A 23,799-nucleotide genomic window follows, 5' to 3' on the forward strand; every position below is an offset into this window, starting at 1 on the left:
CAGCGCATCGCCACCAACTTGGATGATGAGCCGCTTGTTTCGGGCTAAGCAGAATAAGCAGACTAAGCAGGATGGCCAGGATAGCCTTCGCCACGGCGGTAACCTTGAGGTGCTGGCGCGCCGCAGCGGCCGCGTAGCCGACTCGCTGCTTGATTTCAGCGCCAATATCAACCCGCTCGGCATGCCCGCGGCTGCGCGCGCGGCCTTGATCGCCGGCATCGATGCCCTTGGTCATTATCCCGATCCGGCCTGCACGGCGTTACGGGCCGCGATCGGCCAACATCTAGGCGTTGCGCCTGATCAGATCCTGGTCGGGAATGGCGCCGAGCAGCTGATCTGGTGGCTGCCGCGGCTGGTCGATGCCAGGCGGGTGCTGGTCACCGCGCCAGCCTACCTCGATTATGGGCGCGCCGCTGAGGTCTGGCAGCGACCGCTGGTGTCGATTCCGCTCCTGCCGGAGGATGGTTTCGAACTCGATCTTGGACATCTCTCGACGCAGCTTCGCGCGGGTGATCTGGTCTGGATCGGTCAGCCCAACAACCCGACCGGTCGCCTGGTCGATCCCGAGGCGCTGCGCCGGGCTGTGATCGACCATCCGCAGGTCGATTGGGCTATCGACGAGGCCTTCATCGATTTCGTCAGCGGGACGGAATCCGCGGTCCGCTGGGAGCTTCCGAATCTCATCGTCATCCGCTCGATGACCAAATTCTATGCGCTCGCTGGTTTGCGGCTCGGCTATGCGGTCTTGGCGCCGGCGCGCGCTGCCGCGTTCACGCGGTTACTCCCGGAGTGGTCGGTCAACAGCCTGGCCGCTGCGGCGGGCACGGCGATCCTCAACGACCCGGCGTTGCCTGAGTTCTCACAGCGCACGCGCGCGTTGATCGGCACCGAGCGTCGCCGGCTGACCGAGGCGTTGCGCCGGCTTGGTCTGGAGGTCATCGATAGCGCGGCCAATTATCTGTTGTTACGACTGCCTGAGCAGGCGCCGACAGCGACCGACCTCGCTGCGCGATTGCTGTGTTCGGAGGGTATCGCCGTGCGTGTCTGTGACAATTACGCGGGACTCGATGCGCGCTATCTGCGTATCGCAGTGCGCATCGAGGCCGATAATCGGCGATTATTGGCGGCGATGAGGCACTTGCTCTGATCGCTTATCACCTGCGCAGCTAGGGGCGAACAAGCGCTCCATCGTCTTAACTGGCGATGCGCTATGTTCTTTAGACCGATGCCAGGCGGCTTTCGGACGTTCCTTGACAGCTCTCGGGGGTCACCAGGCTATGCTGTTTTCTCAGAGTTTGCCGACTGCTCAGCAACGAAGCCTGCGCGATGGCTCACCGATCCGGCTCGCTTATCTGTTGCCATTGCTTGCACCGCAGCGGGGCTTGCGGCAACCGCAACCGCGACGGCAGTTGCTGCTCCTACCTCTGGTCTTGCTGCAGCTCGGCCTGTTCGCGGTGCTGAGTGCAGCCTCCGCCGATGGAGGGCCAACGATACCGGCTCCACTCGCGCCTTGGGTCGATTGGGTGTTGGATGGCGAGGATCAACGCGCCTGTTCGCTCGGCGCGGTCGGCGCGGCTGATCGCGTCTGCACCTGGCCGGGTCTGCTGCGGCTTGAACTCGACGACAACGGCGGCCGTTTCGAGCAGGCCTGGACGCTGGCCGCGGAGAGCTGGCTGCCGCTGCCCGGTGGGCGCGGACAATGGCCGCAGCAGGTGAGTGCGAATGATCTGCCGATCGCGGTGGTCGAGCGCGATGGGCGGCCGATGATTCAGCTCGGCGCGGGTGAGGTTGTGGTTCGCGGGCGTTTTGCTTGGCCGAGGCGGCCTGATGTGCTGCGGGTGCCGGCCGAGATCGGGCTGCTCAGCCTGAGTCTGAACGGGAGAACGATCGATCAGCCGCGCTTGGATACCAAGGGCGGGGTTTGGCTGGGCGCAAAGCGGGGGCCGTTGCCGCGGCAGGAGCCGGATACCCTCTCGCTCGAGGTGATGCGCCGCATCGAGGATTCGGTGCCGCTGAGGGTGCAGACGCGTCTGTTGCTCGAGGTCTCGGGTCAGCCGCGCGAGCTGCTGCTGGGGCCGGTCGTCCTGCCGGGCGGCATACCTTTGCGTCTCGAGAGTCCGTTGCCGGCGCGCTTGGTCGAGGTGCGCCAGCCCGAAATCCAAGCGTCTGGTGCGAGGCCTGATGCCGAGCCGGATCAGCAGTCCGATCAAGCCGCGTCCCTGTTGCAGCTGCAGCTGCGACCCGGCCGTTGGGAGCTGACGTTGGAGAGCCATCATCCTGGTCCAGTGGCTGCGCTTAGCCTACCGCAGCGGTCGGAGACCGGGGCCTCGGATTGGCCCGTGCAGGAGGTTTGGGTCTTCGCAGCCCAGCCGGCTCTGCGCCAAGTCGAGATCAGCGGTGCGGACCCGATCGACCCGCGCCAGACTCGTCTGCCATCGGCGTGGCAGCAGCTGCCGGCCTATCTGCTCCGCGCCGGGCAGGCCCTAAAGCTCGAACCGCTGAGCCGTGGCGCCTCGGGGGTGGATCAGGTGCGGCTCGAGCGCTCCCTGCGGCTGGACTTCGATGGCGCTGGGCTGAGTCTGCGCGATCGGCTCAGCGGAGTGGTGCAGGAGCGCTGGCGGATCGATGCGGAGCCGCCGCTGGTGCTCGGGCAGGTGCGCGTCGACGGCGAGCCGCGGCTGATCACCCGTCTCGCTGGGCAGGATGAGCGCGAAGGTGTTGAGCTGCGCGGTGGTCGGCTCGAGCTCACGGCGGATGCGCGTATCAATAGCGGTCCGGTTGGTTGGCAGCTGGATGTTCCCGGCTCGGGTTGGAGCCTGCCGTTGAGCAGCGCCAGGACTTGGCTCGATCTGCCGCCCGGTTGGGATCTGCTGGCCGTCGACGGTGTCGATAATCTGCCCGATAGCTGGCTCGCGCGCTGGACGCTGCTGGACATCTTTCTGGTGCTGATCGCGGCATTGGCGGTCGCGCGCGTCTGGGGCTGGCCTTGGGGGCTGCTCGCGCTGCTGACACTGGTGTTGACCTGGCAGGAGCCAGGCGCGCCGCGTTGGGCCTGGCTGAACCTGATCGCCGCGGCGGCACTGGTCAGCCTGCTGCCGCAGCGTTCTGGCTCCGACTCGACGCCCGATAAGATGCCTAGCCTGACGCCTGGCTCGGCGCCTAGCATGACGCCCAATATGTCGCCCAATATGCCGCCGAGCTCGTCGCCGGGCGCGAGTGCGGGTGCTGCCGACGAGCAAACGGTGGCCGCCCAGCGCGGCCCGAGCTGGCTGGGTGGTCTGGTGCGACTCTATTATCAGCTCGCGCTGCTGACCCTGGCACTGATTGCGATCCCGTTTCTGGTCAGTGAGATGCGCGATGGACTCTTTCCGCAGCTGGAACGCCAGGGTGGCGGTCTGGTTAGCCTGGGTGCGTTTGGTGATGGCGCTGCTGTGCGTGTCGCTGACCTCGAGGCTAGCCGTATGCCGCAGACCGCACCGGCGCCAGCGGCAGTCGGCGCGATACTGAGCAAGCGCTCCGGGGCGCTGTCTGAGGCTGTTCCGGATGCGAGCCCAAGGCCGCTGCCAACCCTTGATCCAGAGGCTCAGCTGCAGACCGGCGCTGGGGTGCCAGACTGGACCTGGAGCCGCTTTGAGCTGAGCTGGAGCGGGCCGATGCCGCCCGAGCATCGATTGCGGCTCTGGTTGATGCCAGCCTCGGCGGCGCTGGGGCTAGCGATCGTGACGCTGCTGCTTGTGCCGCTGCTGGGGCTGCGGCTCGCTGATCGGCTGCCGATGCGGATGAAGGCTGATCAACGCGGGGTCCTGTCCCTGTTCGGGATTGGCCTGATCGCCGGCATCTGGCTCGCGCCAAGCCCTGCTCTCGCTGCTTCTTGGTCTACTGCGGGTCTTGAGTCCGCGCCCGATCGACACCTAGCGCCTCGAGCAGTGCCGTCGCTTGGCTCAGATGCCCAGCCGTTGGTCACCGTTACCTCGAGGCCTTTGGCTACCGCTGTCACGCCGAAGCTCTTGGCCAGCGTCACGCCAAAGCCGGCTTCCAACCCGGAGCCGACGCCTTCGCTTCCGCTGGTAAATGCCGCATTCCCTCCGGCAGCGCTGCTCGAGCAGCTTCGAGAGCGGCTGCTGGAGCCACCGGATTGCGTTCCGCACTGCGCCGAGATCGCACAGCTGGTGCTGGATGCATCGGCGACCGAGCTACGCCTGCTGCTGGCCATAGATGCTGCTGAGGCCGTGGCCTTACCGGTCCCAGGCGCCCGCAGTGGCTGGTCACCGGCCTTGGTGCAGCTGGACGGCGAGGCCTTGGGGCGTTTGCTGCGGCTGCCCAATGGCGACCTTGCGGTACCGGTGCCGCAAGGTCGCCATCTGCTGCTGTTGTCCGGGCCGCTGGGCAGCGCCGAGCAGATCGAGATCCCGTTGCCGCTGCGCCCACGCCTGGTCGAGGCGAGTCTTGATGCAAGCTGGCAGCTGGAAGGCGTTGGGGCGGATGGTGCGCCTGGCGATCAGCTGCGGCTTAGCCGTCAAGGCGGCGTGCCGAGCAATGGCGGTGTGCCGGCCGTGCCGAGCAACGGCCTCGATTCGGGCCTATCGTCGGATGTATCAGGTGTATCAGGCGTATCAGGTGTACCGGATGCGTCGGACGCAGAGACCGCGTTACCGCCACTGCTCAAGATCACGCGGACGCTGCGCTTCGGCATCGACTGGGGCCTGACGACTGAGGTCGAGCGGCTCTCGCCGCTCGACCAGTCGGTCACGGTGCGAGTGGCCCTGATTCCAGGCGAGTCGGTGACGACGGCTGGGGCCCAGGTCAACGAGGCCGGGGTTCTGGTCTCACTGCCCCCGGGGCGTGCGCGCATGCGCTGGAACTCCGCATTGCGTCCGGTTGATCGTCTGGCGCTCAGCGCGTCGACGGACCCGCGGCTGACCGAAGCATGGCGTCTCCAGGTCAGTCCGATCTGGCACCTGAGCGCCGAGGGTGTGCCGGCCGTGCAGCCGCCCGCGGGTGACGCTGCTTGGCTGCCGACCTATCGGCCCTGGCCAGGCGAGGTGCTGCGCCTGAGTCTGTCACGGCCGCTGGCCGTCGCTGGACCCACGCTGACCTTGGATCGTAGCCGCTATCAGGTGCGGCCGAGCTCGCACTCGACCGAGGCCCGGCTCGAGCTGAGTCTACGCAGCAGTCAGGGCGGTCGGCATCTGTTGCGGCTCCCGCAGGGGGCCGAGCCGACTCGACTCAGCGTTGATGGGCAGCAATGGCCATTGATCACCCAGGGCAACGCGGTGGACCTGGCATTGACGCCGGGAACCCAGGAGATCGCGCTCGATTGGGTGGCGTCCGAAGGGCTTGGCCTGGTTTATCGACCGAGCCCGGTCGGTCTCGGCGTTGCGGGTGTTAATGCCGAGACCCAGGTGCGGCTCGGCGCCGATCGCTGGCTGTTGTGGACCGCTGGACCTGGCATCGGACCGGCGGTGCAGTTCTGGGGCCTCCTGGTGGTGATTGCCATCATCGCCTTTTTGCTCGCTCGCGCGCGTCTGACACCGCTGGGCTTTGCCGATTGGCTCTTGCTTGGCGTTGGCCTTAGTCAGGTCTCGGTCTGGGTGGGCGCGCTCGTCGTGCTCTGGCTGTTTGCGCTCGGCGCGCGCCGGCGGCTTGGAACAGCGATCGCGCCGTGGCGGTTCAATCTCACCCAGGTCGCGCTGGTGGGGCTGACCATCATCGCGCTCGCTGCGCTCTTAGTCGCCGTGCAACAGGGGCTGCTGGGGAGTCCGTCGATGCAGGTCGCTGGAAATGGCTCGAGTGCAACCGAGCTGAATTGGTACCTCGATCGCAACGGCGAGCAGACGGCACCGGTCAGCGTGATCTCGGCGCCGATCTGGATCTATCGACTGCTGATGCTGGCCTGGGCACTCTGGCTCGCCTGGCGCTTGCTGGACTGGCTGCGTTGGGGTTGGCAGGGGCTCGTCGAGCCAACGCCTTGGCTGCAGTCACGGCGCCAGGCGCTAAAGCGTAAGGTCAGCGAGCAGAATCTGAGCATTGATCTCTGACTGAGCCTGGACCGCGCTGCACCCGGCCTGACCGGCGCTTGCCCCGGCTTTCTCGATCGCCTCGGTCTTGGCGATTTGCAGGCCAGCTGCGGCTTAGCTCCGGTGCGCTATTGTCCGCAGGGTTTGGATGGTACGAAGGTCTCGGCCGTCGCATGCTGGCGCAACGCCTCGGCGGTGTAGCCGACCCCTCGGGCGATCAGCTCGGCGGGATGACCTTCGGCAACCAGTCGTCCGCCCTCGACCCCAGCCTCAGGGCCGAGGTCGATCACCCAGTCAGCGGCGGCGATCAGGTCCAGATCGTGCTCGATCACCAGGACTGAATGGCCGGCCTCAGCCAGGCGTCGCAACACGCCGATGAGGCGCTCGGTATCGGCCATGTGCAGGCCAACCGTCGGTTCATCGAGCAGATAGAGGGTCGGACGACTGCTGCTGCCATCGGCCGTGGGGCGTGCCTTGGCCAGCTCGGTGACCAGTTTCAGACGCTGCGCCTCGCCGCCTGAGAGGGTCGGGCTGGCTTGGCCGAGCGCCAGATAGCCGAGCCCGACCGCCTGCAGCAGTTCGAGCGGATGACGAATGCCTGGATGCGCGTGAAAGAGCTCGACGGCCTCATCGACGCTCATGGCCAGGATCTCGCCGATGTCCTTCGCCAGGTATTGGATACGCCGGGTCTCGGCATTGAAGCGGGTGCCGTCGCAGACCTCACAGGGCAGTTTGACATCCGGCAGGAAGCTCATCTCGATGCGTTGCACGCCTTGGCCTTCGCAGGCCGGGCAGCGACCGCCGCCGGTATTGAACGAGAACCGGCCTGGTCCCCAGCCGAGCATGCGCGCCTCCGGTGCGGCGGCGAACAGGCGGCGGATGCGATCCCAGATGCCGATGTAGGTGGCTGGGCAGGAGCGCGGGGTCTTGCCGATCGGCGTTTGATCGACCTCGAGCACGCGGCTCAGGGCCTGCCAGCCGCGTAAGCCATTGCAGCCGATGAGTTGGCTGATCGCTGCCTTGGGGGCGCGGCTGCCGCTGCTGCTGTTGGTGCCCTTGCTGCGATTGCTGCTGGTGCTGCCGGATAGTTGGCTGAGCAAGGTCTTGAGCGAGGCGCCGAGCACATCGCGCACGAGGCTCGACTTGCCGGAGCCGGAGACACCAGTCACACAAACCAGGCGGGCGAGCGGGATCTCGACATCGAGCTGTTGCAGGTTGTGCAGCGAGGCCGCTTCGATGTGAAGCCAGTCGGTGGCCTCTGTATTCAGGCTGCTTGTATCCAGGCTGCGCTGCGACTCGAGGTAACGACCGGTCAGGGAGGCCGGGTTGGTGGCGAGCACTTGGGCGTTGCCGCGGGCGACGATCTTGCCGCCATGGATGCCGGCCCCGGGGCCAAGGTCGATGATCTCGTCGGCGCGGCGCATGGTGGCGGCGTCGTGCTCGACCACGATCAGGCTGTTGCCCTTGTCTTTCAGCTCGCCAAGGGTCTCGAGCAGTCGCTCGTTATCGCGCGCATGCAGGCCGATGCTGGGCTCGTCGAGCACGTAGCAGACACCACGCAGGTTGGAGCCGAGCTGCGCCGCGAGCCGGATGCGCTGTGCCTCGCCGCCGGAGAGGGTGGGAGCGGCCCGGTCCAGACTCAGATAGCCAAGACCGAGGCGGTCTAGAAAGCCGAGGCGGGCGCGCAGCTCGGCCAGCAGGTCTCGGCCGATGGCGGCCTCGCGCTCGCTCAGCGTTAGGGTTGCGAAGTGCTTGCCGGCGTCGGTCACACTGAGCGCTGACAGCTCGGCGATCGAACGCTCGCGGAAGGTCACCGCCAGGGCTTCCGGTCGGAGTCGCTGACCCTGGCAGCTGGGGCAGGGCGCTTGGCTGCCACCGTCGCTGGCGAGCCATTGCCCTTCCTCGCCGCTCTGCTCGGCATCGAAGCCGCTTAGCTTTAGCCCGGTGCCGAAACAGGCCGGGCACCAGCCATGCTTTGAGTTGTAGGAGAACAGACGCGGATCAGGTTCATCGAAGCCGGTGCCACAGCTGGGGCAGGTACGTTGCGTCGAATAGGTGCGCGGCACCGTTTGGTCGTTCCTTTGGCTGCTCGCTTGACTGTCGGCTTCATCGCTCGCTTTGGTCGCCGGCTCGCTGAGCGCCTGGCTGCTGGTGCCGTTGAGCATCGGCCGGCTGTCGCTGCTGATCACCTGTCCGGTGGCGCCAGTGAGCGGTTGATCGCCCGCGGGGCGAGGAGTTCCGCTGGGATTGGGCTCGAGCCGCTCGGCAAGTACGGCACGCACTAGCCCTTTGCCGAGGGCGAGGGCCTGATCGAGCTGCTCGGCGAGCAGGCCTTGATGCGAGCCATCGATCTCGAGCGGCACAAAGGGTAGATCGATCCAGTGATCGCGAAAGCGGTCGAGCTTGGGCCAGGGGTCGACCGGTTGCAGCGCGCCATCGACATAGAGCTGCTCGGCACCGCGCCGTTTGGCCCAGTCGGCGAGCTCGGCGTAGGTGCCCTTGCGCGCACTCACCAACGGCGCCAGCAAGCGTAAACGCCGGCCGCGGAAATCATCGCTGATGTGGTTCAGGATCTCGGCGCGGCTCTGGGGCTGGATCGGCACCTGGCATTCGGGACAGTGCTGGATGCCGAGCTTCACGTAGAGCAGGCGCAGGAAATGATGGATCTCGGTGCTGGTCCCGACCGTGCTCTTGGGTCCGCCGCGGCTGCTGCGCTGCTCGATCGCGACCGTGGGCGGGATGCCAAAGATGGCATCCACATCGGCGCGCGCCGCCGGTTGCACGAACTGTCGGGCATAGGCGTTCAACGACTCCAGGTAGCGGCGTTGGCCCTCGGCGAACAGGATGTCGAAGGCGAGGGTGCTCTTGCCGCTGCCCGAGACCCCGGTGATGACGATGAACTGGCCGCGAGGGATCGAGAGGGTCAGATCCTTTAGGTTATGCTCGCGGGCATGGCGGATCAGGATCGATGCCTCGGCCGGGGCCTGCTGACTCGATGCCTCGGCTCGGGTCTGCTGACTCGATGCCTCGGCCGGGGCCTGCTGACTATCGGCGAGCGGGGTCGAATAGCCGACTGGTGCCTCGGCGACGGCCGGCGCCCGCTCGGGCGCGTGATGCGGCGCAGTCGCTTCGCGCAGCGCACTTCCGGTATGGCTGCTGAGATCGGCGGCAATCATGCTTGGTGTGCCGCAGGCAACGATCTCGCCGCCGCCATCACCGCCCTCCGGGCCGAGATCAATGATCCAGTCGGCAGCGCGCATCAGATCGACGTTGTGCTCGATCACGACCAGCGAGTGGCCGGCGTCGATAAGGCGCCGAAAGGCACCAAGCAAGGTGGCGATGTCGGCGAAATGCAGGCCGGTGGTCGGCTCGTCGAACAAGAACAGCAGGCCGGGCTGAAGCTTGCTCGAAGCATTGCTGTCCTGCTCGCTCTTATCCTTGCCCTTGCGCTTTCCCTGGTCCTTGGTGTTTCGCTTTGGTTTGCGGCCCGCGGTCTTCGCCAGATGACCGGCCAGTTTCAGGCGCTGCGCCTCGCCACCTGAGAGGGTCGGCACCGGCTGGCCAAGGCGCAGATAGTCTAGGCCGACATCGACGAGTGGCTGCAAGGATCGCTGCAGCTCACGCTGATCGGGGAATGCCATGAGCGCCTCTGCGACCGTCATCTCCAACACATCGGCGATGTTGGGGCCTTTCGCTGGACCGATAGGACTGCCATCGCCGCTGGCACCGGCGTCGGCTGTTGCAGAACCGGTCTGGCTCTTGATTGCCGGCTTGCGCGTTTCTGCCTCGGCAGGCTGCGAGGCGAGCAGCGGCAACCGCACCTCCAAGATTTCAGGCCGGTAGCGGCGGCCGTTGCAGTCTGGGCAGCGCAGGTAGACGTCGGAGAGGAACTGCATCTCGACGTGCTCGAAACCGGAGCCGGAGCAGGTCGGGCAGCGGCCGGGGCCGGCGTTGAAGCTGAAGTGGCCGGCCTTGAAGCCTCGCTCGCGCGCCAGCGGTGCAGCCGCGAACAGCTTGCGGAGTGCGTCCAGCGCGCCGACGTAGCTGGCGGGATTTGAGCGCGAGCTGCGGCCGATCGGGGATTGATCGACCATGACCACGTCTTTGATCAAGGCTTCGCCCTCGACCGCGCTGCAGTCGCCGAGCGGTCCCTCCGGATGGCCCTTCTGCTTGGCCAGATGATGGAACAGCACCTGCTGCACCAGCGTCGACTTGCCCGAGCCGGAGACGCCGGTGACCACCACCAACCGTTGCAGCGGCAGTTCCAGGTCGACGTCCTTGAGGTTGTGCTCACGCGCGCCACGAATCCGCAGCTTGGGCTCATCTGGGCTCGGTGGTTGTGGATCGCGCGGCTCGGCAACCTGACGCAGTCCGGCGAGGAAGTCGCCGGTCAGCGATGCGGGCTCCCGCATCAAGGCTGCTGGCGTGCCCTGAAACACCAGTTGACCGCCTCGCTCACCGGGACCTGGGCCGATGTCGAGGATGCGGTTGGCGGCTCGCATCACCTGCGGGTCATGCTCGACGACCAGCAGTGTATTGCCGGTATCGCGCAGCCGCTCGAGGATGCGCACGACCCGATCCATGTCGCGCGGATGCAGGCCGATACTGGGCTCGTCGAGCACGAAGAGTGTGTTGACCAGGGCGGTGCCGAGTGCGGTGGTCAGATTGATGCGTTGCACCTCGCCACCCGAGAGCGTGCGCGATTGGCGCTCGAGGGTGAGATAACCGAGTCCGACCTCGGTCAGATAGTGCAGTCGGCTGCGGATGTTCGTGAGCAGCAGCTCCATCGCCTGATCCAGGCTGCCGGGCAGTGCGAGCCCGCCGAAGAACCGCGCCAAGTCAGCAATTGGCAACACCATCAGATCCTGGATGTTCAGGCCGGGGAGCCCGAGCCAGGCCTGCTCCGGCAGGCGGCTGCGCGCATGGCGGAAGCGTTGACGTCGATCCATCGTCGCATCGGCCAGCGCATGATCGCCGATGCGGAAGTCTAGGGCGCTGTCCTTGAGTCGCGCGCCGCCGCAGTCGGGGCAGGGGTCGTAGCTGCGATAGCGCGAGAGCAGCACCCGCACATGCATCTTATAGCTACGCCCTTCGAGCCAGGCGAAGAAGCCGCGGATGCCATACCAGACGCGCTTGTGCGGGTCGTCGTCCCAGTCGCCTTCGCCGTCTAGAATCCACTGTCGATCCGCCTCGGTCAGCTCGGCCCAGGGGACGTCGGTCGGGATGCCGCGCCGATGGGCGAAGGCGATGAGGTCTTCTTGGACCTCCGAATAGCCATCGGACTGGATCGGCTTGATGGCGCCGTCGAGCAGCGACTTGCGCGCGTCCGGAACCACCAGATCCCAATCGATACCGATCACGCGACCAAAGCCGCGACAGGTCTCGCAAGCGCCGACCGGCGAGTTGAATGAGAACAGGCTCGGGATCGGGTCGCGGTAATCGATGTCGCAGTCGGGGCAGTGCAGGTCGCGCGAGAAGTGCCAGGGCTGGCCAGGATTGCGTTCGGCATCGAGCGGATAGATCCGCACCCGGCCGCCACCGTGCGCGAGCGCCGCCTCGAGTGCTTCCAGGGCGCGGCTGCGGTTATCCTCATCGAGCCGCAGCCGGTCTTGGATGACCTCGAGCCGTTTGTCGTCCTCATGCAGGAAGCGGATGTAGCCCTGCTGCGCGAGCAGTTCCTTGAGCTGTTCGGGGCTCAGGCCGTCTGGTATCGCGAGCTCGAAACAGATGAGCGCACGGGGTGGCGCTTCGTTGCGCTCGCTTGTCTCGAGCGTCTCATTGGGCGCGCTGTCTGCTGCCACCTCATCCGAGCAATCTTGAACAGGCTGACGATGAGGCCTCTGCTCGGCCGGCCGTTCTGCCGCATGGAAGCGACGCTGGAGCGTCGCCCAGATCGCTTCAGCGCTGTCGCGCCGCACCTCACGGCCGCAGCCGTGGCAAAACAGCTGCGCGGCGCGGGCGAACAGCAGCTTCAGGTGATCGGTCAGCTCGGTCATGGTGCCGACCGTGGAGCGGGAAGTCCGGACCGGGTTGGTCTGGTCGATCGCGATCGCCGGCGGGATACCCTCGATGCGGTCGGCCTGGGGCCGGTCCATTCGGTCGAGGAACTGGCGGGCGTAGGGCGAGAAGGTCTCGACATAGCGACGCTGGCCTTCGGCGTAAACGGTGTCGAAGGCGAGCGAGGATTTGCCCGAGCCCGAGACGCCCGTAACGACGATCAGCTCGCCGAGCGGCAGGTCGAGATCAAGGTCCTTGAGGTTGTTCTGACGGACGCCGCGCAGGCGGATGCAGTCGTGGGCGTTGGACACGGGGGGCGCTAAATCTGAGCCATGGCAGCGGCCTCTCGCTAAAACAGGCCGGTTAGATCGATCACAGCTTGTGGCAGGCAGAGAGGGCGCAGCGCGGAAAGATCCGCAGCCTGGCTGACCTGAGCGTAGCCCTGTGAGCGGGGGTCGCGATAGATCCAAAGGGCTTGGCCGGCGAGGTCGACCAGCCAGCATTCGGGGATGCTCGCGCGCGCGTAGAGCGGCAGTTTCTTGTCGCGATCGTAGCGCAGCGAGGTTTCGGCGACCTCGATCAGCAACAGCACATCCGCGGGCCTTGGATGGCTCTTGGCATAGAAGTCATCGCGCGGACGGAGCAGGGCGATATCGGGCTCGGGCTCGGAGAAATCGCTGAGTCGGAAAGGATCTTGCACGGCCAAGATGGCGTCGGTCTCACTGAAAGCGCGCGCGAGACGATTGGCGATGCGCTTGACGGCACCGCCATGTGGGCTGCCGATGGGCGGCATATCAATAATCTCCCCGTCGATCAGCTCGACGCGGTCGTCTTCGCCGAGGATGTCGGCCTGGCCCATGCGCTCGTAGTCATCGACGCTGAGGCGGTGGCGTTGGTAGAGGGTCTCTGCGGTGGCGGTGGCGGACATCGTCATCAGTCGTTAGCTGGCGGAGCCTTGTCGGCGTTGCTCGCGTTGCTCGCGTTGGACTCGTTCGCCTCTGTTGCCTCTGTTGCCTGCTTCGCCTCACGCTCCTCCTTGAGGCGCCGCAGGTTGTTGCGCTGGTTAATGTAGAAGTAGCCGACAACCCCGACGATGACCAGTAGCTCGAGGGCTTTTAAAGAGCCTGTATCCACGATATGTTCTCCTCAGCGTTGTAATCTGGTTCAACTCACTCTCATGGCGCCCGCGCCACCCCGGCAGATGAATCGCGCGCAATTCACGTTAAGTTGGGCCAACAAGCAGGGTCTAGAAGCCCAGTCGTGGCTCCAAGTCGCGAGGGCTTCTCCGGTCGATGACGTCAACTGCAACCCTGCGCAACCGTGACTTGTGTCGAGGGCGTTATACTAGCGTACATAGCGCGTCGCCACCGTTCAGCTGGCGTCGCAAATGGGCGGCCTGTTGGAATTAAGTGAAATACTGTAGCGAGCGTTGTCGACGCCATCCAAGCCGTGTTCACCCAAGCCATGTTTGAGTCGAGTGAAGTCATCGATCCGACGGTTCATTGCGAGGACTGCCTCGCTTGCTGTTGTAGCAAGGAGGTGTTATTGCTCGGCGATGCGAGAGTCCCCAGTCATTTCGTGGTCGTTGACGCTTGGGGCGCGGAGGTGATGGAGCGCCTTGACGACGGTTGGTGTATCGCGCTCGACCGCCAACGCTTGCGGTGCTCGATCTACAGCATGCGGCCTCAGCTCTGTCGCGATGTCGCGATGGGCGGCGCTGAATGTCTCGCTGCCCGCTCGGAGCATTAGGGCTGCTGAGGTCGGTCGCCTGATCGGTGGCCCTTTCGTTCAACGGCGTGGTACTGAAGATTTGATGGCAACAACAGCTGGAGAAGAGCGAGCGAAAGTCTCCAACCGCCGGCTTTGGCTCGCCGGCTCGGTTGCGCTGTTGGTGCTGAGCTTCGCCATCATCAGTTATCTGCTGTTCGCACCAAGCAAGAGCCTCGAGGTGACGGCGACGGCTTACACGTCACGCGTCTCGGAAACCAGTGGTGATCCGTACACGGCCGCCTGGAACAACAAGCTCACCCCCGGCGAGAAGTCGATCGCCGTCTCACGTGATCTCCTTAAACGTGGCCTGACCAACGGCGTTGAGGTCAAGATCGAAGGCTTGCCCGGTATCTATACCGTCCGTGACAAGATGAACAAGCGCTGGAAACGACGGATCGATATCTATATGGGCAATGACCTCGAGCGTGCACGGGAGTGGGGTAAGCAAGAGGTTGTACTCCGGTGGTGAGGTGGACTTCGGCATCCGGTGCCGATCGCGCAGCCACGTTCGAAATTGCCGCCAGGAACGGTGCATCTGTCGTCATCGCCGAAGCAATCCAACGCAGCCCGATACCTAAAGCGATGACGATATCCAAGCTAAAGCACTCCAAGGACTCGACCACGACCTGCAACAATCGCTGCTGAACCAAATCCGCGCAACATCCTGGTGTTGCGGTCCAGCTACCTCCCGGTGGTGATCGAGTTGCGCGACCGCAAGGACTACATTGACCTTCTGGCCCGCTATGAGCTGGCCATCGGGCCAGTCACCGCCGAAACTGGCGTTTGGCCTGCCGAGGTCCAGCAGGCGCCCTTCCTGGCGTTCTGCCAGCGATCCTATCCAGCCGCCGGTGCGGTTGGCTCGGCTTCGACAACAGGCATGCGGGGAGCCTCCAGTCGACAGGAGATAGACGGATGCTACTCCCACTCCCAGATTTTGGCTTTCCGGTGCAAAATGAAAAAGGCCCAGTATCTGGTGGATGCTAAGCCTTTGATTTTTATGGCGCGCCCGGAGAGATTCGAACTCCCGACCACCTGGTTCGTAGCCAGGTACTCTATCCAGCTGAGCTACGGGCGCGGCGAGCAGCAAATTATGTTTTCTGCGCGTGGTGATGTCAAGCATTTGTTGCTAGGTCGATCAGCGCAGTTCAGATTGTCGCTCAGGCCACAGTTTGGCCTTGCATCCTGTATCCTTTACCAGCTTTACAGGAGCGGTGCTTGAAGGCGCTCGCTTGAAAGCGACTTAGATAACGGCTCGGAGGGTTCTGATGCGTCTGGTGTTGATCGCACTTGCGGGCCTATGGGCTGTGGGAGCACTTGTTGCCTTTTTGCAGACGCGCGATCGGCCGACCGATGCGAAGCTGAGCGCTGCCTATTTGGTGGGCTGGCCGGCGCTGTTGGTGCTGATGTATATCAATCAGCCGGTGCCCTTGTGGGTCTCTGTCCCGGTCTTCTTTGGCTTTATTCCTTGGTTCTTGGCTGGGCCGCACCTCTGGGGCATCTTGAAGGAGCCGAGTCGGATCAAGCCAGGTGAGGTTGTCGGTATCCCGCTTGGCTACTGGAAGTGGGGTGGGCTCGCCGCGGTGCTGTTGGGCATCCTGTTCGATGTCCTCGTCCGCCCTTGAGCAGGCAACGCCAAAGCCGATCGCCGCGCGCGACCATTGAGTTTTAAGACAGTCTTATGAGCAATCCCCCGAACAATCAGCCACCCCAGGACATCCGCAGGATTGATGCGCTGCTGCAAATCGTCGCGCGCTTGCGAGACCCGGAGCACGGCTGCCCTTGGGACCTCAAACAGACCATGCGCAGCATCCTGCCGTTCACGCTCGAGGAGGCCTACGAGGTCGCCGAGGCGATTGAGAACGACGATATGCCGGAGCTGCGCGAGGAGCTCGGTGACTTGCTGTTCCAGGTCGCGATCTATTCGCGGATGGCCGAGGAACGGGACGTCTTCAGCTTCGAGGATGTCATCGAGGCGATCTGCGACAAGATGATCCGTCGCCATCCGCATGTGTTTGGCGATGTGCGCGTGCACTCTGAGGCCGAGGTGCGAGCGAACTGGGAACGCATGAAGGCGGACGAGCGCGAGGCTAAACACGAGCGTCCTCACATCAGCGTGCTGGATGGCGTCGCGCAAGCACTGCCGGCCTTGGTGCGCGCCGAGAAGCTGCAGAAGCGCGCTGCAAACGTCGGATTCGATCTCGACGACCTCGATCATGTGGTCGAGAAGATCCGGGAAGAGCTCGAGGAATGCGAGGAGACCTTCGCCGAGCACGCTGATCCGACCGAGCGCGTGCACGAGGTCGGTGACCTGCTGTTCTCCTGCGTTAATCTCGCTCGGCATCTGGGCGTCGATGCCGAGCAGGCGCTGCGTGCGGCCAACCATCGTTTCGAACGGCGCTTTCAGCGTATCGAAGTCTGCCTTCGCGCCGCTGGGCGGGTGCCAGCGCACTCTCAACGTGCCGAGATGGACCGGCTGTGGGAGATCATCAAGAACGAACAACATTGAACTTCAGGGCATTGCCGCGCTCAGCCCAGACTCGTCTCAGACTCGTCTCAAATCCGTCTGCGCTGGTTGCCTTGGAGACGAATAAGAGGGTGATGAGGTGATCTTCCGATGAGCTTCCTCGCGCGCATCGACGAGTGCAATCGCTGGGCGCCTGGCGATTTCACAGCCTTCGTCGTCGACGGCGAACGGCTCGGCATGGCGCGCATTGAGTTTGCCAGAGCCCTTTGCGAGCTTGACGATCAGGCGTTCGTCCTAGAGAGCGCTGGGCTGCGCTGGGCGGGCGCGCCGAACGGGTTTGATGCGCGGACCGACGCAATGCATCGACTTTGCAGCGAGCTGATCGCGCGCGGGCTTATTAGTCATCAACATGGCGAGCAGTACCCGGTTACGGCCGGTCGTCGTGAGGATGCGAGGTTCCTGATCGATCGCGCGTGCGCCCCTTATTTCGGCGTGCGCGCCTTCGGGCAGCACATCAATGGCTTTGTCCGTCGCCCAGGGGGGATCATGATGTGGATTGCCCGGCGCTCAGCGGACCGCCGCGTCTACCCAAACCACCTCGATAATATGGTGGCTGGCGGCTTGCCTTGGGGCATCGCGCTGCGTGAAAACCTGCGCAAAGAGTGCGCAGAAGAGGCGGGGATGCCAGCAGAGCTTGCCAATCGCGCCATCGCGGTTGGAGCCATTACGTATTGTCGGGCCTCCAAGCGCGGCCTCAAGCCAGACGTGATGTATTGCTACGATCTGGAGCTGCCCGTAGATTTTGAGCCATGCTGCCAAGATGGCGAGGTGGCCGGCTTCGAGCTGCTGCCGATCGAACAGGTGGCTGAGATCGTCCGCGACACCGACGCGTTCAAGCTCAACTGCAATCTGGTCATTATCGATTTCCTCGTGCGCCATGGCGTGCTAACACCCGAACATCCCGATTATCTGGAGATCGTCCAACGGCTGCGCTCGCTGGCCTGATTGCGGCAGGATCTCCTGCTCATCACTTCATCTCCGGCAACACTCTTGAGTCTTGAGGGCACTATGAGCATTCAGTTTGGCATTCCGCGTCGGCAATCGGTTCAGGTCATGATCGGCGGGCTGGCGGTCGGCGGCGACGCGCCGGTGCGCGTGCAGTCGATGACCAACACCGATACCGCCGACATCGATTCCACCGTGACCCAATGCGCCGAGCTGGCCCGCGCCGGCTCTGAGTTCGTCCGGATCACGGTCAACAACGAGACCGCCGCGGCGGCCGTGCCACGCATCCGCGATCGCCTTGAGGCGATGGGCTCGCCGGTACCATTGATTGGTGATTTTCACTTCAATGGCCACCGCTTGCTGACCGACTATCCGGCCTGTGCCGAGGCGCTCGCCAAGTATCGGATCAACCCCGGCAATGTCGGCCGTGGCGAGAAGCGCGATACCCAGTTCGCGACCATGATCGAGATCGCTTGCCGCTACGATCGGCCCGTGCGCATCGGCGTCAACTGGGGCAGCCTCGACCCGGAGCTGATCGCGCGGATGATGGATGCGAATGCGCGCTCCGAGAATCCCAGTCCCGCTGAGGAGGTGATGCGCGAGGCGATGGTTGAATCCGCGGTGGGCAGTGCGCTGCGCGCCGAAGAACTCGGGCTTGGCCGCGACCACATCATCCTCTCGTGCAAGATGAGTGGCGTGCAGGATCTGATCGCGGTCTACCGGATGCTCGCCGCGCGGAGCGACCACGCACTGCATCTCGGTTTGACCGAGGCCGGCATGGGATCGAAAGGCATCGTCGCCTCAACGGCGGCGCTGTCGGTGATCCTGCAAGAAGGGATAGGCGATACCATCCGCGTCTCCTTGACCCCAGCCCCAGGCGAATCTCGCACCCGCGAGGTGGTGGTGGCACAGGAGATCCTGCAGACCATGGGAATGCGCTCGTTTGCCCCCATGGTTACCGCGTGCCCGGGATGCGGTCGGACCACGAGCACCGTGTTTCAGGAGCTGGCCGAAGACATTCAGGACTATCTGCGTGATCAGATGCCGATCTGGCGCGAGACCTATCCCGGGGTCGAGACCTTGCAGGTGGCCGTGATGGGCTGCGTGGTCAATGGCCCCGGCGAAAGCAAGCATGCCAACATCGGCATCAGCCTGCCGGGTACGGGTGAACAGCCCTCGGCGCCGGTCTATATCGATGGTGAAAAGGCCACAACGCTCAAGGGACCGAACATTAGTGAACAGTTCAAGGCGATGGTGAACGAGTACATCAGCGAGCGTTTCGGGGCTCGATAATCTCGTCGGCTAAGCTGCTCCCGGCCCGTTATCCATGGCGCATGCCCATGGCGCACGAATCCATCACGCACGACCACCAAGACGTTAACTGCGGAGAGACGATTAATGAAAAAAACGGTACTGGCCGCCTCAACCCTTGCCATCGCACTGGCTGGGAGTTTATCGACGAGCGTTGCGTTTGCGGCCGATGATCCGATGATGGTGTCGGTGAAACGCCTGTCTCTGGCGACGGCACAGCAGATCGCTCAGGCGACCATCGACGCCTGCCGCGAGAAGGGGATTCAGGTCGGCGTCACCGTCGTCGACCGCGACGGCGTCGTCCAGGCCCAACTGCGCGATACCATCGCCTCACCGATCACCGTTCCGATCAGCTACAAGAAGGCCTATACCGCGGCAGCCTTCAATGCCGCGACCTCGGCACTTGAGCCACGCGCAGACACCGCTGTTGGGCGCCAAGACTTCTTGGTCATGTCGGCCGGGGGGCTGCCAATCCAGGTCAGCGGTGCCTTGGTCGGCGGCGTCGGTGTCAGTGGCGCACCTGCCGGTGAGACTGACGAGGAATGCGCACAGGCCGGTGTGGATGCGGTTCAGGATGATCTTGAAATGGCGATGTAGCCAACTGCGCTGGGCCGACCAACCGGTCGGCCCACAGTCGCGCAAGCGGCAATGCGGGTTGTGAGTGCCAATCCGCTGCTCGGTGCTCAACCGTTCAGAAATTACCGGTTGCCCCGGCGGTGATAATCGAGAGCATCTCGCCATTGATCGTGATCGCAATCGCCTGCAGCTCTGCCGGGAGTTCATAGGCATTAATGATCATGTCGAGATTGAGCATCTCGAGCCAATAGCGGCCATCGTTATCTTCGATAAGCGCAATGGAGCAAGGCATGTAGGCGGCGTAGATGGTGTTGAAGCGCACCATTTTGATGGCGTCTTCGGGCCGACAAAACTGGAAGATCTCCAGCCTCGGTGACTCGAGGCCGCGCGCTTCCAGCTCGGCACCGACGTTTTGATGGCCGACCAGTTTCATATTCAGCTCGACCGCCTTTGAATTCATCGCGTCGATGGCGTCGTCTGGATTCACTCCATCCGCAAGACCGATCTTTAGCACGGTTTGGCCAATCTCGTACATGTTGACCTCAGGCGCATTAGCGACCCCAGAGGCCAAGGCGTTCGGCAGTGAGAGCGGTAACAGACACAGCAATGCGGCCGAAGCAAGGGTGCGTTTGAGCATGGGCAGAACTCCTTGGGTGTTCATCCGCGAGCGCTGAAGCAACTCACGTTAATCGTCGTTATCGTTGTCTTCGTTGTCATCATCGTCGCCGCCGAGATCATCGTCGAGCGATGCGACGAAGGCGAGGATGTCGAGCAGTTCGTCTTCCTCGTAGGCAGCGAAGGTCTCATCCTCAGGGTCGTCGGCGTGGATGCGCTCGCCGCTCTTGAACAGGGCAATCTGGCGCTCGAGATATTCGTAGTACTGACCTCGCAGCGGCGGCGAATCCTTGCGTGATTTGCCCTCGGCTTTGCGTCCATGACAGCTCTTGCAATCATACTTGTAGAGCTTCCGACCTGAGCGAGCGCTGCCTTCTTCTGGCCCCGGCACATCGAGCTCGATATCGATATCGGAGATATAACCAGCCAGATCCATCAGATCTTGGTCATTGGCTGTCTTCAGACCACCAACCACGAGCATGGCGTCGTAGCCGCGCGCACCGGTCTGGTAGTCGCGCAGCGCATTCACCAGGTAGTACTCGGGGAGCCCAGCAAGCCGAGGGTATTTGCCGCCCAGGATGCCCTGGCCGCGTTGACCGTGACAGAGCGCACACTGGCGAAACATCACCTCGCCAGCTCCGAGGTCTGGCTCGTAGTCGTCTAGGGCCTCGTTGCGGGCCTCGTTATCGTCAGCGGCCTGCACGGGCAAGGTCATTGCCATCAAGGCCAGTGGAACCGCAACCAGCGCGGCGAGAAGCGAACGCGTCAGCGACATCGAAACTTGCTCCGTTCTCTCTTTGGTAGGGCTTCGCTTGCGCGAAGCTTGAGAAGGTCTCAAGCGTGAATAGGTCGAGCCTTCATCGTTGTTTTCGGCGCCACTAACATAGGCGATTGCCCGGGGGGCTGCAACCGCGTTCATAACCATGAAATAAATAGTGGATAAACGGCTCAGTCTGCGCTGATATCACCTATCCAGATCCAACCGCCCCGGCAGCCGTCGATACCGATGGTGCTGATCGGCGCTGAGTGATCGATCTCGCTCAAGAGCGATCGGCATGTAACTGGCGCGCGACAGCCTCGCCGACGCGCCGACCACTGCTCAGCGCCCAATGGATCGATGGCGGCGCAGCAAGCTCACCGCAGACCCAAACCCGCTCAGCAACCGGCTGCAAGGTGTCAGACGCGCTTGCTGCAGTGACTGGCGGAGCCTGCACCGGCAGCGCGTCGTCGATGCGATAAACCGCGAGTCGGCGCCAGGCATCGACCGCATTGCCGAACCAGGAGCGCAACTGCTGCTGGACCAATGGCGCCAGCTGCTCAGGAGCGCGCTCATGCCCAAAGCAGTTGACGGTCACCAAGGCCTGTCCGGGTGGTGCATAGGCTGGCGCGAGGTTGCTCGGGCAGAGCAGGCTGTTGATGGGACCTTGGCCGTTGCCGTCGAGAACCAGATAAGGGCCATCAATGGGCGCGACCGGCGCCGCAAAGTAGAAGCAGGTTGTGCCGCGCGTCGCCGGTGCCGGTTGGTCCAACAGGCGTGCGGACTCGCGCCCTGGGGTTGCAACGATGACGGCCTTGGCAGTGCAGACCGAACCATCGCTGAGGACAACCCCAGCTCCACCCCCTGAAGCCCGATCGGACACGATCAGGCGCTCGACCTTGCGCCCTAGCTCGATAGTCTCTGGGGGAAGCCGCTGCGCAAGCTGCAGCGGTATCTGCGCCATCCCCTCAGCCGGTAGCGCAGTGTCGCCGAGCGCAAAGGCGCGAAACACGAACTCGAAGGCTCGGCTTGAGACGTCCAGCTCGGGCTCAAAGAAGACCCCAGCGAAAAATGGCTTAAAAAAGCGCTGAATGATGCGCTCTGAGAACCCAAGCTCGCGCAGCAGCGTGAGCGCTGAGGTTTCGGGTCGGCCGTAAAGGGCATCGAGATCGCCCCGGATGGCTCGTTGGCGCAGGCGCAGCAAGCGCAGCTTGTCCGCAAGGCTACCGACTGGGGACAGCACCATCTCTGGCAAGCGCTCTGGATGCCGCCAAATATCGCTGACGCGATGGAAGCGATTGCCGATGCGCACCTGGGCGCCGGGATAGAACGGGCGCAGGTCGAGCGCAGCATAATCGAGCTGCCGTTGCGCTTCCGGATACCAGGTCTGCAAGACCTGAAAGCCGCGGTCGAGTCTGAAACCCTCGACCTGGTCGGTCGCGATGCGGCCGCCGATGCGGTCGCTGGCCTCTAGGAGGCGGTAGCTGATCCTGGACTCATGCAGTGCGCGCGCACAGGCCAAGCCGCTTAATCCTGCGCCGATAATGATGACATCCGCGTTCAAGTGATTCTCCAATAGATGCTTGGCCTTAGCATGCTTGGCATGCACCTGACGCGGACGATGGCTGTGCGACGCGCGGACTCGACGTCAGTGCTGTGTACCAGGTGGTATCAGTGATACTGCTCAGTGGTGTAGTGGCCGGGCTCGGTGCGCTTATGTCGATGTAGTCCATGCGCTTCGAGCCAAGCGCGGACGTCCTTGATCATCTCTGAATTACCACAGAGCATCAGATGGCTATCGTTGGTGGTGATCTTGGCGCCTGCTGCATCCTCGAGCACGCCATTTTCGAGCAGATTCGTGATCCTGCCTTGGAGGGCGGTCTCGCTTGAATCGCGGGTGAGTGCGGAGATGAAGGTGAAGGCACCCTCGTGTTTGGCTTGCAGTTCAGCGATGGTCTCGCCGTAGGCCAACTCGCCAGTGTTGCGCGCCCCGTGCACCAGAATGATCCGCTCGAAGCGCTCCCAGGGCTCGGCGGTCTTCAGGATCGAGAGAAAGACGCCTAGTGCGGTCCCCGTCGCCAACATCCACAGGTCTCGACGCGAGACCACGTTGTCCATCGTAAACACACCGCTGGCCTTCGCTGAGATCCAGATCCGATCGCCGATCTCGAGGTCGGACAGCTTGGGTGTGAGCGGCCCCTCCGGCACCTCATTGAAATAGATTTCCAACGGTTGTTCTTGCGGTGCGTTGACCAGCGAGTAGGGCCGCCCGACACGCTCACCATCGACATCTAGCGCGACCTTGATGTACTGCCCGGCCTGGAAGTCTGTGAGCGGTGCGTCGATCTGCAGGCTGTAGAGTGCCTGCGACCAATGCCGCTTCCCCGAGATTCTCCCTTCGATCCAATCAACCATCGATCTTTACCTCAATAACGTGTTTAGTTTGCCTAGGTGGCTCCGGAACGACCTTTTCAAACCTTGTACAGCGAATGTTCAGTGACGGATCGCTGGCTCAAAGACCTCGCAAACCGAGCCTTCAGTGTTGATTTTCTGCTAAACCCTATCAGGGTCAGGTGTTTGAACGCCAGCGCTCGACCGGTTGTGTTCGCGGATCGACATCCCATTTCAGGGTTGTCAAGACTTTGCACAACCATATAAGAGGCCAATCCATGCGACTTCTGGCTCTAATCGCCGTTCTAGGAGGCTTAACCATGACGACGAACGCAACCGCTAACTGCGGCCCAGCACTCGATTTCGAACTGCGACGTCTCGCGGGTGATGAATCCGTGAGGCTCTGCGATGCCTACCAAGGCAAGGTGGTGCTGATGGTCAATACCGCCAGCAAGTGTGGGTTCACCGGTCAGTACGAGGGTCTTGAGGCACTCTACGACAAGTACAAGGAGCGCGGACTGGTGGTGCTGGGCTTCCCCTCCAACGACTTCGGCAACCAAGAGCCGGGCAGCGAGGAGCAGATTCAGCAATTCTGCCGCCTGACCTACTCGGTCGAGTTCCCGATGTTCGAGAAGATCCACGTCAAGAAGGGCGTGGCTGATCCGCTTTATCAGTACCTTGCCGCCCAAACTGGAGCCTACCCGAAATGGAACTTCTACAAGTACCTGATCGATCGCGACGGAAAGGTCGTCGACTACTTCTCAAGTATCACATCACCTGATAGCAAGAAGTTCATAGCGGCAATCGAAAAATTGCTCTGAGAATACTGTAAGACCCAACCTAAAGTAACGCGCTGAAAGCAGGTTCTAGGATTGCTCGATCGGGCAGAACACCTG

At 63.4% G+C, this 23,799-nt stretch carries 17 protein-coding genes and 1 tRNA gene; 10 read left to right on the forward strand and 8 right to left on the reverse strand.

Going from position 1 to position 23,799, the window contains the following annotated elements:
- Positions 1–25: 25 nt before the first annotated feature.
- Together cobD and CKO42_RS16805 are read left to right on the forward strand one after the other, a co-directional pair.
- Positions 26–1,147: a threonine-phosphate decarboxylase CobD gene (gene cobD / locus CKO42_RS16800; RefSeq protein WP_200246525.1), complete on the forward strand. Its 1,122-nt coding sequence runs from the start codon at positions 26–28 to the stop codon at positions 1,145–1,147.
- A 262-nt stretch (positions 1,148–1,409) separates the two neighbouring features.
- On the forward strand, positions 1,410–6,038 hold the full coding sequence (locus CKO42_RS16805; protein WP_200246527.1) for a hypothetical protein: 4,629 nt from the start codon (positions 1,410–1,412) through the stop codon (positions 6,036–6,038).
- Between the two features lie 107 nt (positions 6,039–6,145).
- Here CKO42_RS16805 and CKO42_RS16810 read toward each other — a convergent pair whose 3' ends face one another.
- The 3 genes from CKO42_RS16810 to CKO42_RS16820 are packed head-to-tail and all read right to left on the reverse strand — an operon-like array spanning position 6,146 to position 13,148.
- Positions 6,146–12,325, reverse strand: a complete 6,180-nt coding sequence (locus CKO42_RS16810) for an excinuclease ABC subunit UvrA (protein ID WP_338034938.1) — start codon at positions 12,323–12,325, stop codon at positions 6,146–6,148.
- A 38-nt stretch (positions 12,326–12,363) separates the two neighbouring features.
- On the reverse strand, positions 12,364–12,942 hold the full coding sequence (locus CKO42_RS16815) for a Uma2 family endonuclease (protein WP_242479459.1): 579 nt from the start codon (positions 12,940–12,942) through the stop codon (positions 12,364–12,366).
- Between the two features lie 5 nt (positions 12,943–12,947).
- Positions 12,948–13,148: a hypothetical protein gene (locus CKO42_RS16820; protein WP_200246531.1), complete on the reverse strand. Its 201-nt coding sequence runs from the start codon at positions 13,146–13,148 to the stop codon at positions 12,948–12,950.
- Between the two features lie 330 nt (positions 13,149–13,478).
- On the opposite strand from CKO42_RS16820, the gene CKO42_RS16825 reads away from it, so the two are divergent.
- Both CKO42_RS16825 and CKO42_RS16830 read left to right on the forward strand, forming a co-directional pair.
- Entirely contained in the window at positions 13,479–13,763 is a 285-nt protein-coding gene (locus CKO42_RS16825) for a YkgJ family cysteine cluster protein (RefSeq protein WP_200246533.1), read from the forward strand.
- A gap of 64 nt (positions 13,764–13,827) precedes the next feature.
- Positions 13,828–14,253 (forward strand): 3D domain-containing protein, encoded by a 426-nt coding sequence (locus CKO42_RS16830; protein ID WP_200246535.1) that lies wholly within the window; start codon positions 13,828–13,830, stop codon positions 14,251–14,253.
- Between the two features lie 529 nt (positions 14,254–14,782).
- Here CKO42_RS16830 and CKO42_RS16835 read toward each other — a convergent pair.
- Positions 14,783–14,859 (reverse strand) — tRNA-Arg (locus tag CKO42_RS16835).
- Between the two features lie 190 nt (positions 14,860–15,049).
- On the opposite strand from CKO42_RS16835, the gene CKO42_RS16840 reads away from it, so the two are divergent.
- From CKO42_RS16840 to CKO42_RS16860, 5 genes are all read left to right on the forward strand, one after another.
- Entirely contained in the window at positions 15,050–15,406 is a 357-nt protein-coding gene (locus CKO42_RS16840) for a hypothetical protein (RefSeq protein WP_200246537.1), read from the forward strand.
- Positions 15,407–15,462: 56 nt separating this feature from the next.
- Complete coding sequence (mazG, locus tag CKO42_RS16845; RefSeq protein WP_200246539.1) at positions 15,463–16,290, forward strand: nucleoside triphosphate pyrophosphohydrolase; 828 nt, start codon at positions 15,463–15,465, stop codon at positions 16,288–16,290.
- Between the two features lie 108 nt (positions 16,291–16,398).
- Positions 16,399–17,253, forward strand: a complete 855-nt coding sequence (locus CKO42_RS16850; protein ID WP_200246542.1) for a DUF4743 domain-containing protein — start codon at positions 16,399–16,401, stop codon at positions 17,251–17,253.
- 63 nt (positions 17,254–17,316) lie between these two features.
- Entirely contained in the window at positions 17,317–18,546 is a 1,230-nt protein-coding gene (gene ispG, locus CKO42_RS16855; RefSeq protein ID WP_200246544.1) for a flavodoxin-dependent (E)-4-hydroxy-3-methylbut-2-enyl-diphosphate synthase, read from the forward strand.
- 105 nt (positions 18,547–18,651) lie between these two features.
- On the forward strand, positions 18,652–19,161 hold the full coding sequence (locus CKO42_RS16860) for a GlcG/HbpS family heme-binding protein (RefSeq protein WP_200246547.1): 510 nt from the start codon (positions 18,652–18,654) through the stop codon (positions 19,159–19,161).
- A gap of 94 nt (positions 19,162–19,255) precedes the next feature.
- Here the strand turns inward: CKO42_RS16860 and CKO42_RS16865 are convergent, their stop codons facing one another.
- From CKO42_RS16865 to CKO42_RS16880, 4 genes are all read right to left on the reverse strand, one after another.
- Positions 19,256–19,777 (reverse strand): DUF302 domain-containing protein, encoded by a 522-nt coding sequence (locus CKO42_RS16865; RefSeq protein WP_200246550.1) that lies wholly within the window; start codon positions 19,775–19,777, stop codon positions 19,256–19,258.
- A 48-nt stretch (positions 19,778–19,825) separates the two neighbouring features.
- Positions 19,826–20,530, reverse strand: a complete 705-nt coding sequence (locus CKO42_RS16870; protein ID WP_200246552.1) for a c-type cytochrome — start codon at positions 20,528–20,530, stop codon at positions 19,826–19,828.
- Positions 20,531–20,795: 265 nt separating this feature from the next.
- Complete coding sequence (locus CKO42_RS16875) at positions 20,796–22,076, reverse strand: protoporphyrinogen/coproporphyrinogen oxidase (RefSeq protein WP_200246554.1); 1,281 nt, start codon at positions 22,074–22,076, stop codon at positions 20,796–20,798.
- Between the two features lie 107 nt (positions 22,077–22,183).
- The gene (locus CKO42_RS16880) at positions 22,184–22,927 is read right to left on the reverse strand and encodes a ferredoxin--NADP reductase (RefSeq protein WP_200246556.1); all 744 of its coding nucleotides are present in this window, start codon (positions 22,925–22,927) and stop codon (positions 22,184–22,186) included.
- A 296-nt stretch (positions 22,928–23,223) separates the two neighbouring features.
- Here CKO42_RS16880 and CKO42_RS16885 point away from each other — a divergent pair, with 296 nt between their 5' ends.
- Entirely contained in the window at positions 23,224–23,724 is a 501-nt protein-coding gene (locus CKO42_RS16885; RefSeq protein WP_242479460.1) for a glutathione peroxidase, read from the forward strand.
- Positions 23,725–23,799: the final 75 nt, after the last annotated feature.

This window comes from Lamprobacter modestohalophilus, assembly GCF_016583905.1.
GTDB classification, from domain to species: Bacteria; Pseudomonadota; Gammaproteobacteria; order Chromatiales; family Chromatiaceae; genus Lamprobacter; species Lamprobacter modestohalophilus.

What these genes read in the sequence shown, in the direction of transcription:
- cobD (WP_200246525.1), top strand. Translation starts at nt 26, where the DNA reads ATGAGCCGCTTGTTTCGGGCTAAGCAGAATAAGCAGACTAAGCAGGAT.
- CKO42_RS16815 (WP_242479459.1), bottom strand. Translation starts at nt 12,942, where the DNA reads ATGTCCGCCACCGCCACCGCAGAGACCCTCTACCAACGCCACCGCCTC.
- CKO42_RS16825 (WP_200246533.1), top strand. Translation starts at nt 13,479, where the DNA reads ATGTTTGAGTCGAGTGAAGTCATCGATCCGACGGTTCATTGCGAGGAC.
- CKO42_RS16830 (WP_200246535.1), top strand. Translation starts at nt 13,828, where the DNA reads ATGGCAACAACAGCTGGAGAAGAGCGAGCGAAAGTCTCCAACCGCCGG.
- CKO42_RS16840 (WP_200246537.1), top strand. Translation starts at nt 15,050, where the DNA reads ATGCGTCTGGTGTTGATCGCACTTGCGGGCCTATGGGCTGTGGGAGCA.
- mazG (WP_200246539.1), top strand. Translation starts at nt 15,463, where the DNA reads ATGAGCAATCCCCCGAACAATCAGCCACCCCAGGACATCCGCAGGATT.
- CKO42_RS16850 (WP_200246542.1), top strand. Translation starts at nt 16,399, where the DNA reads ATGAGCTTCCTCGCGCGCATCGACGAGTGCAATCGCTGGGCGCCTGGC.
- ispG (WP_200246544.1), top strand. Translation starts at nt 17,317, where the DNA reads ATGAGCATTCAGTTTGGCATTCCGCGTCGGCAATCGGTTCAGGTCATG.
- CKO42_RS16860 (WP_200246547.1), top strand. Translation starts at nt 18,652, where the DNA reads ATGAAAAAAACGGTACTGGCCGCCTCAACCCTTGCCATCGCACTGGCT.
- CKO42_RS16865 (WP_200246550.1), bottom strand. Translation starts at nt 19,777, where the DNA reads ATGCTCAAACGCACCCTTGCTTCGGCCGCATTGCTGTGTCTGTTACCG.
- CKO42_RS16870 (WP_200246552.1), bottom strand. Translation starts at nt 20,530, where the DNA reads ATGTCGCTGACGCGTTCGCTTCTCGCCGCGCTGGTTGCGGTTCCACTG.
- CKO42_RS16880 (WP_200246556.1), bottom strand. Translation starts at nt 22,927, where the DNA reads ATGGTTGATTGGATCGAAGGGAGAATCTCGGGGAAGCGGCATTGGTCG.
- CKO42_RS16885 (WP_242479460.1), top strand. Translation starts at nt 23,224, where the DNA reads ATGACGACGAACGCAACCGCTAACTGCGGCCCAGCACTCGATTTCGAA.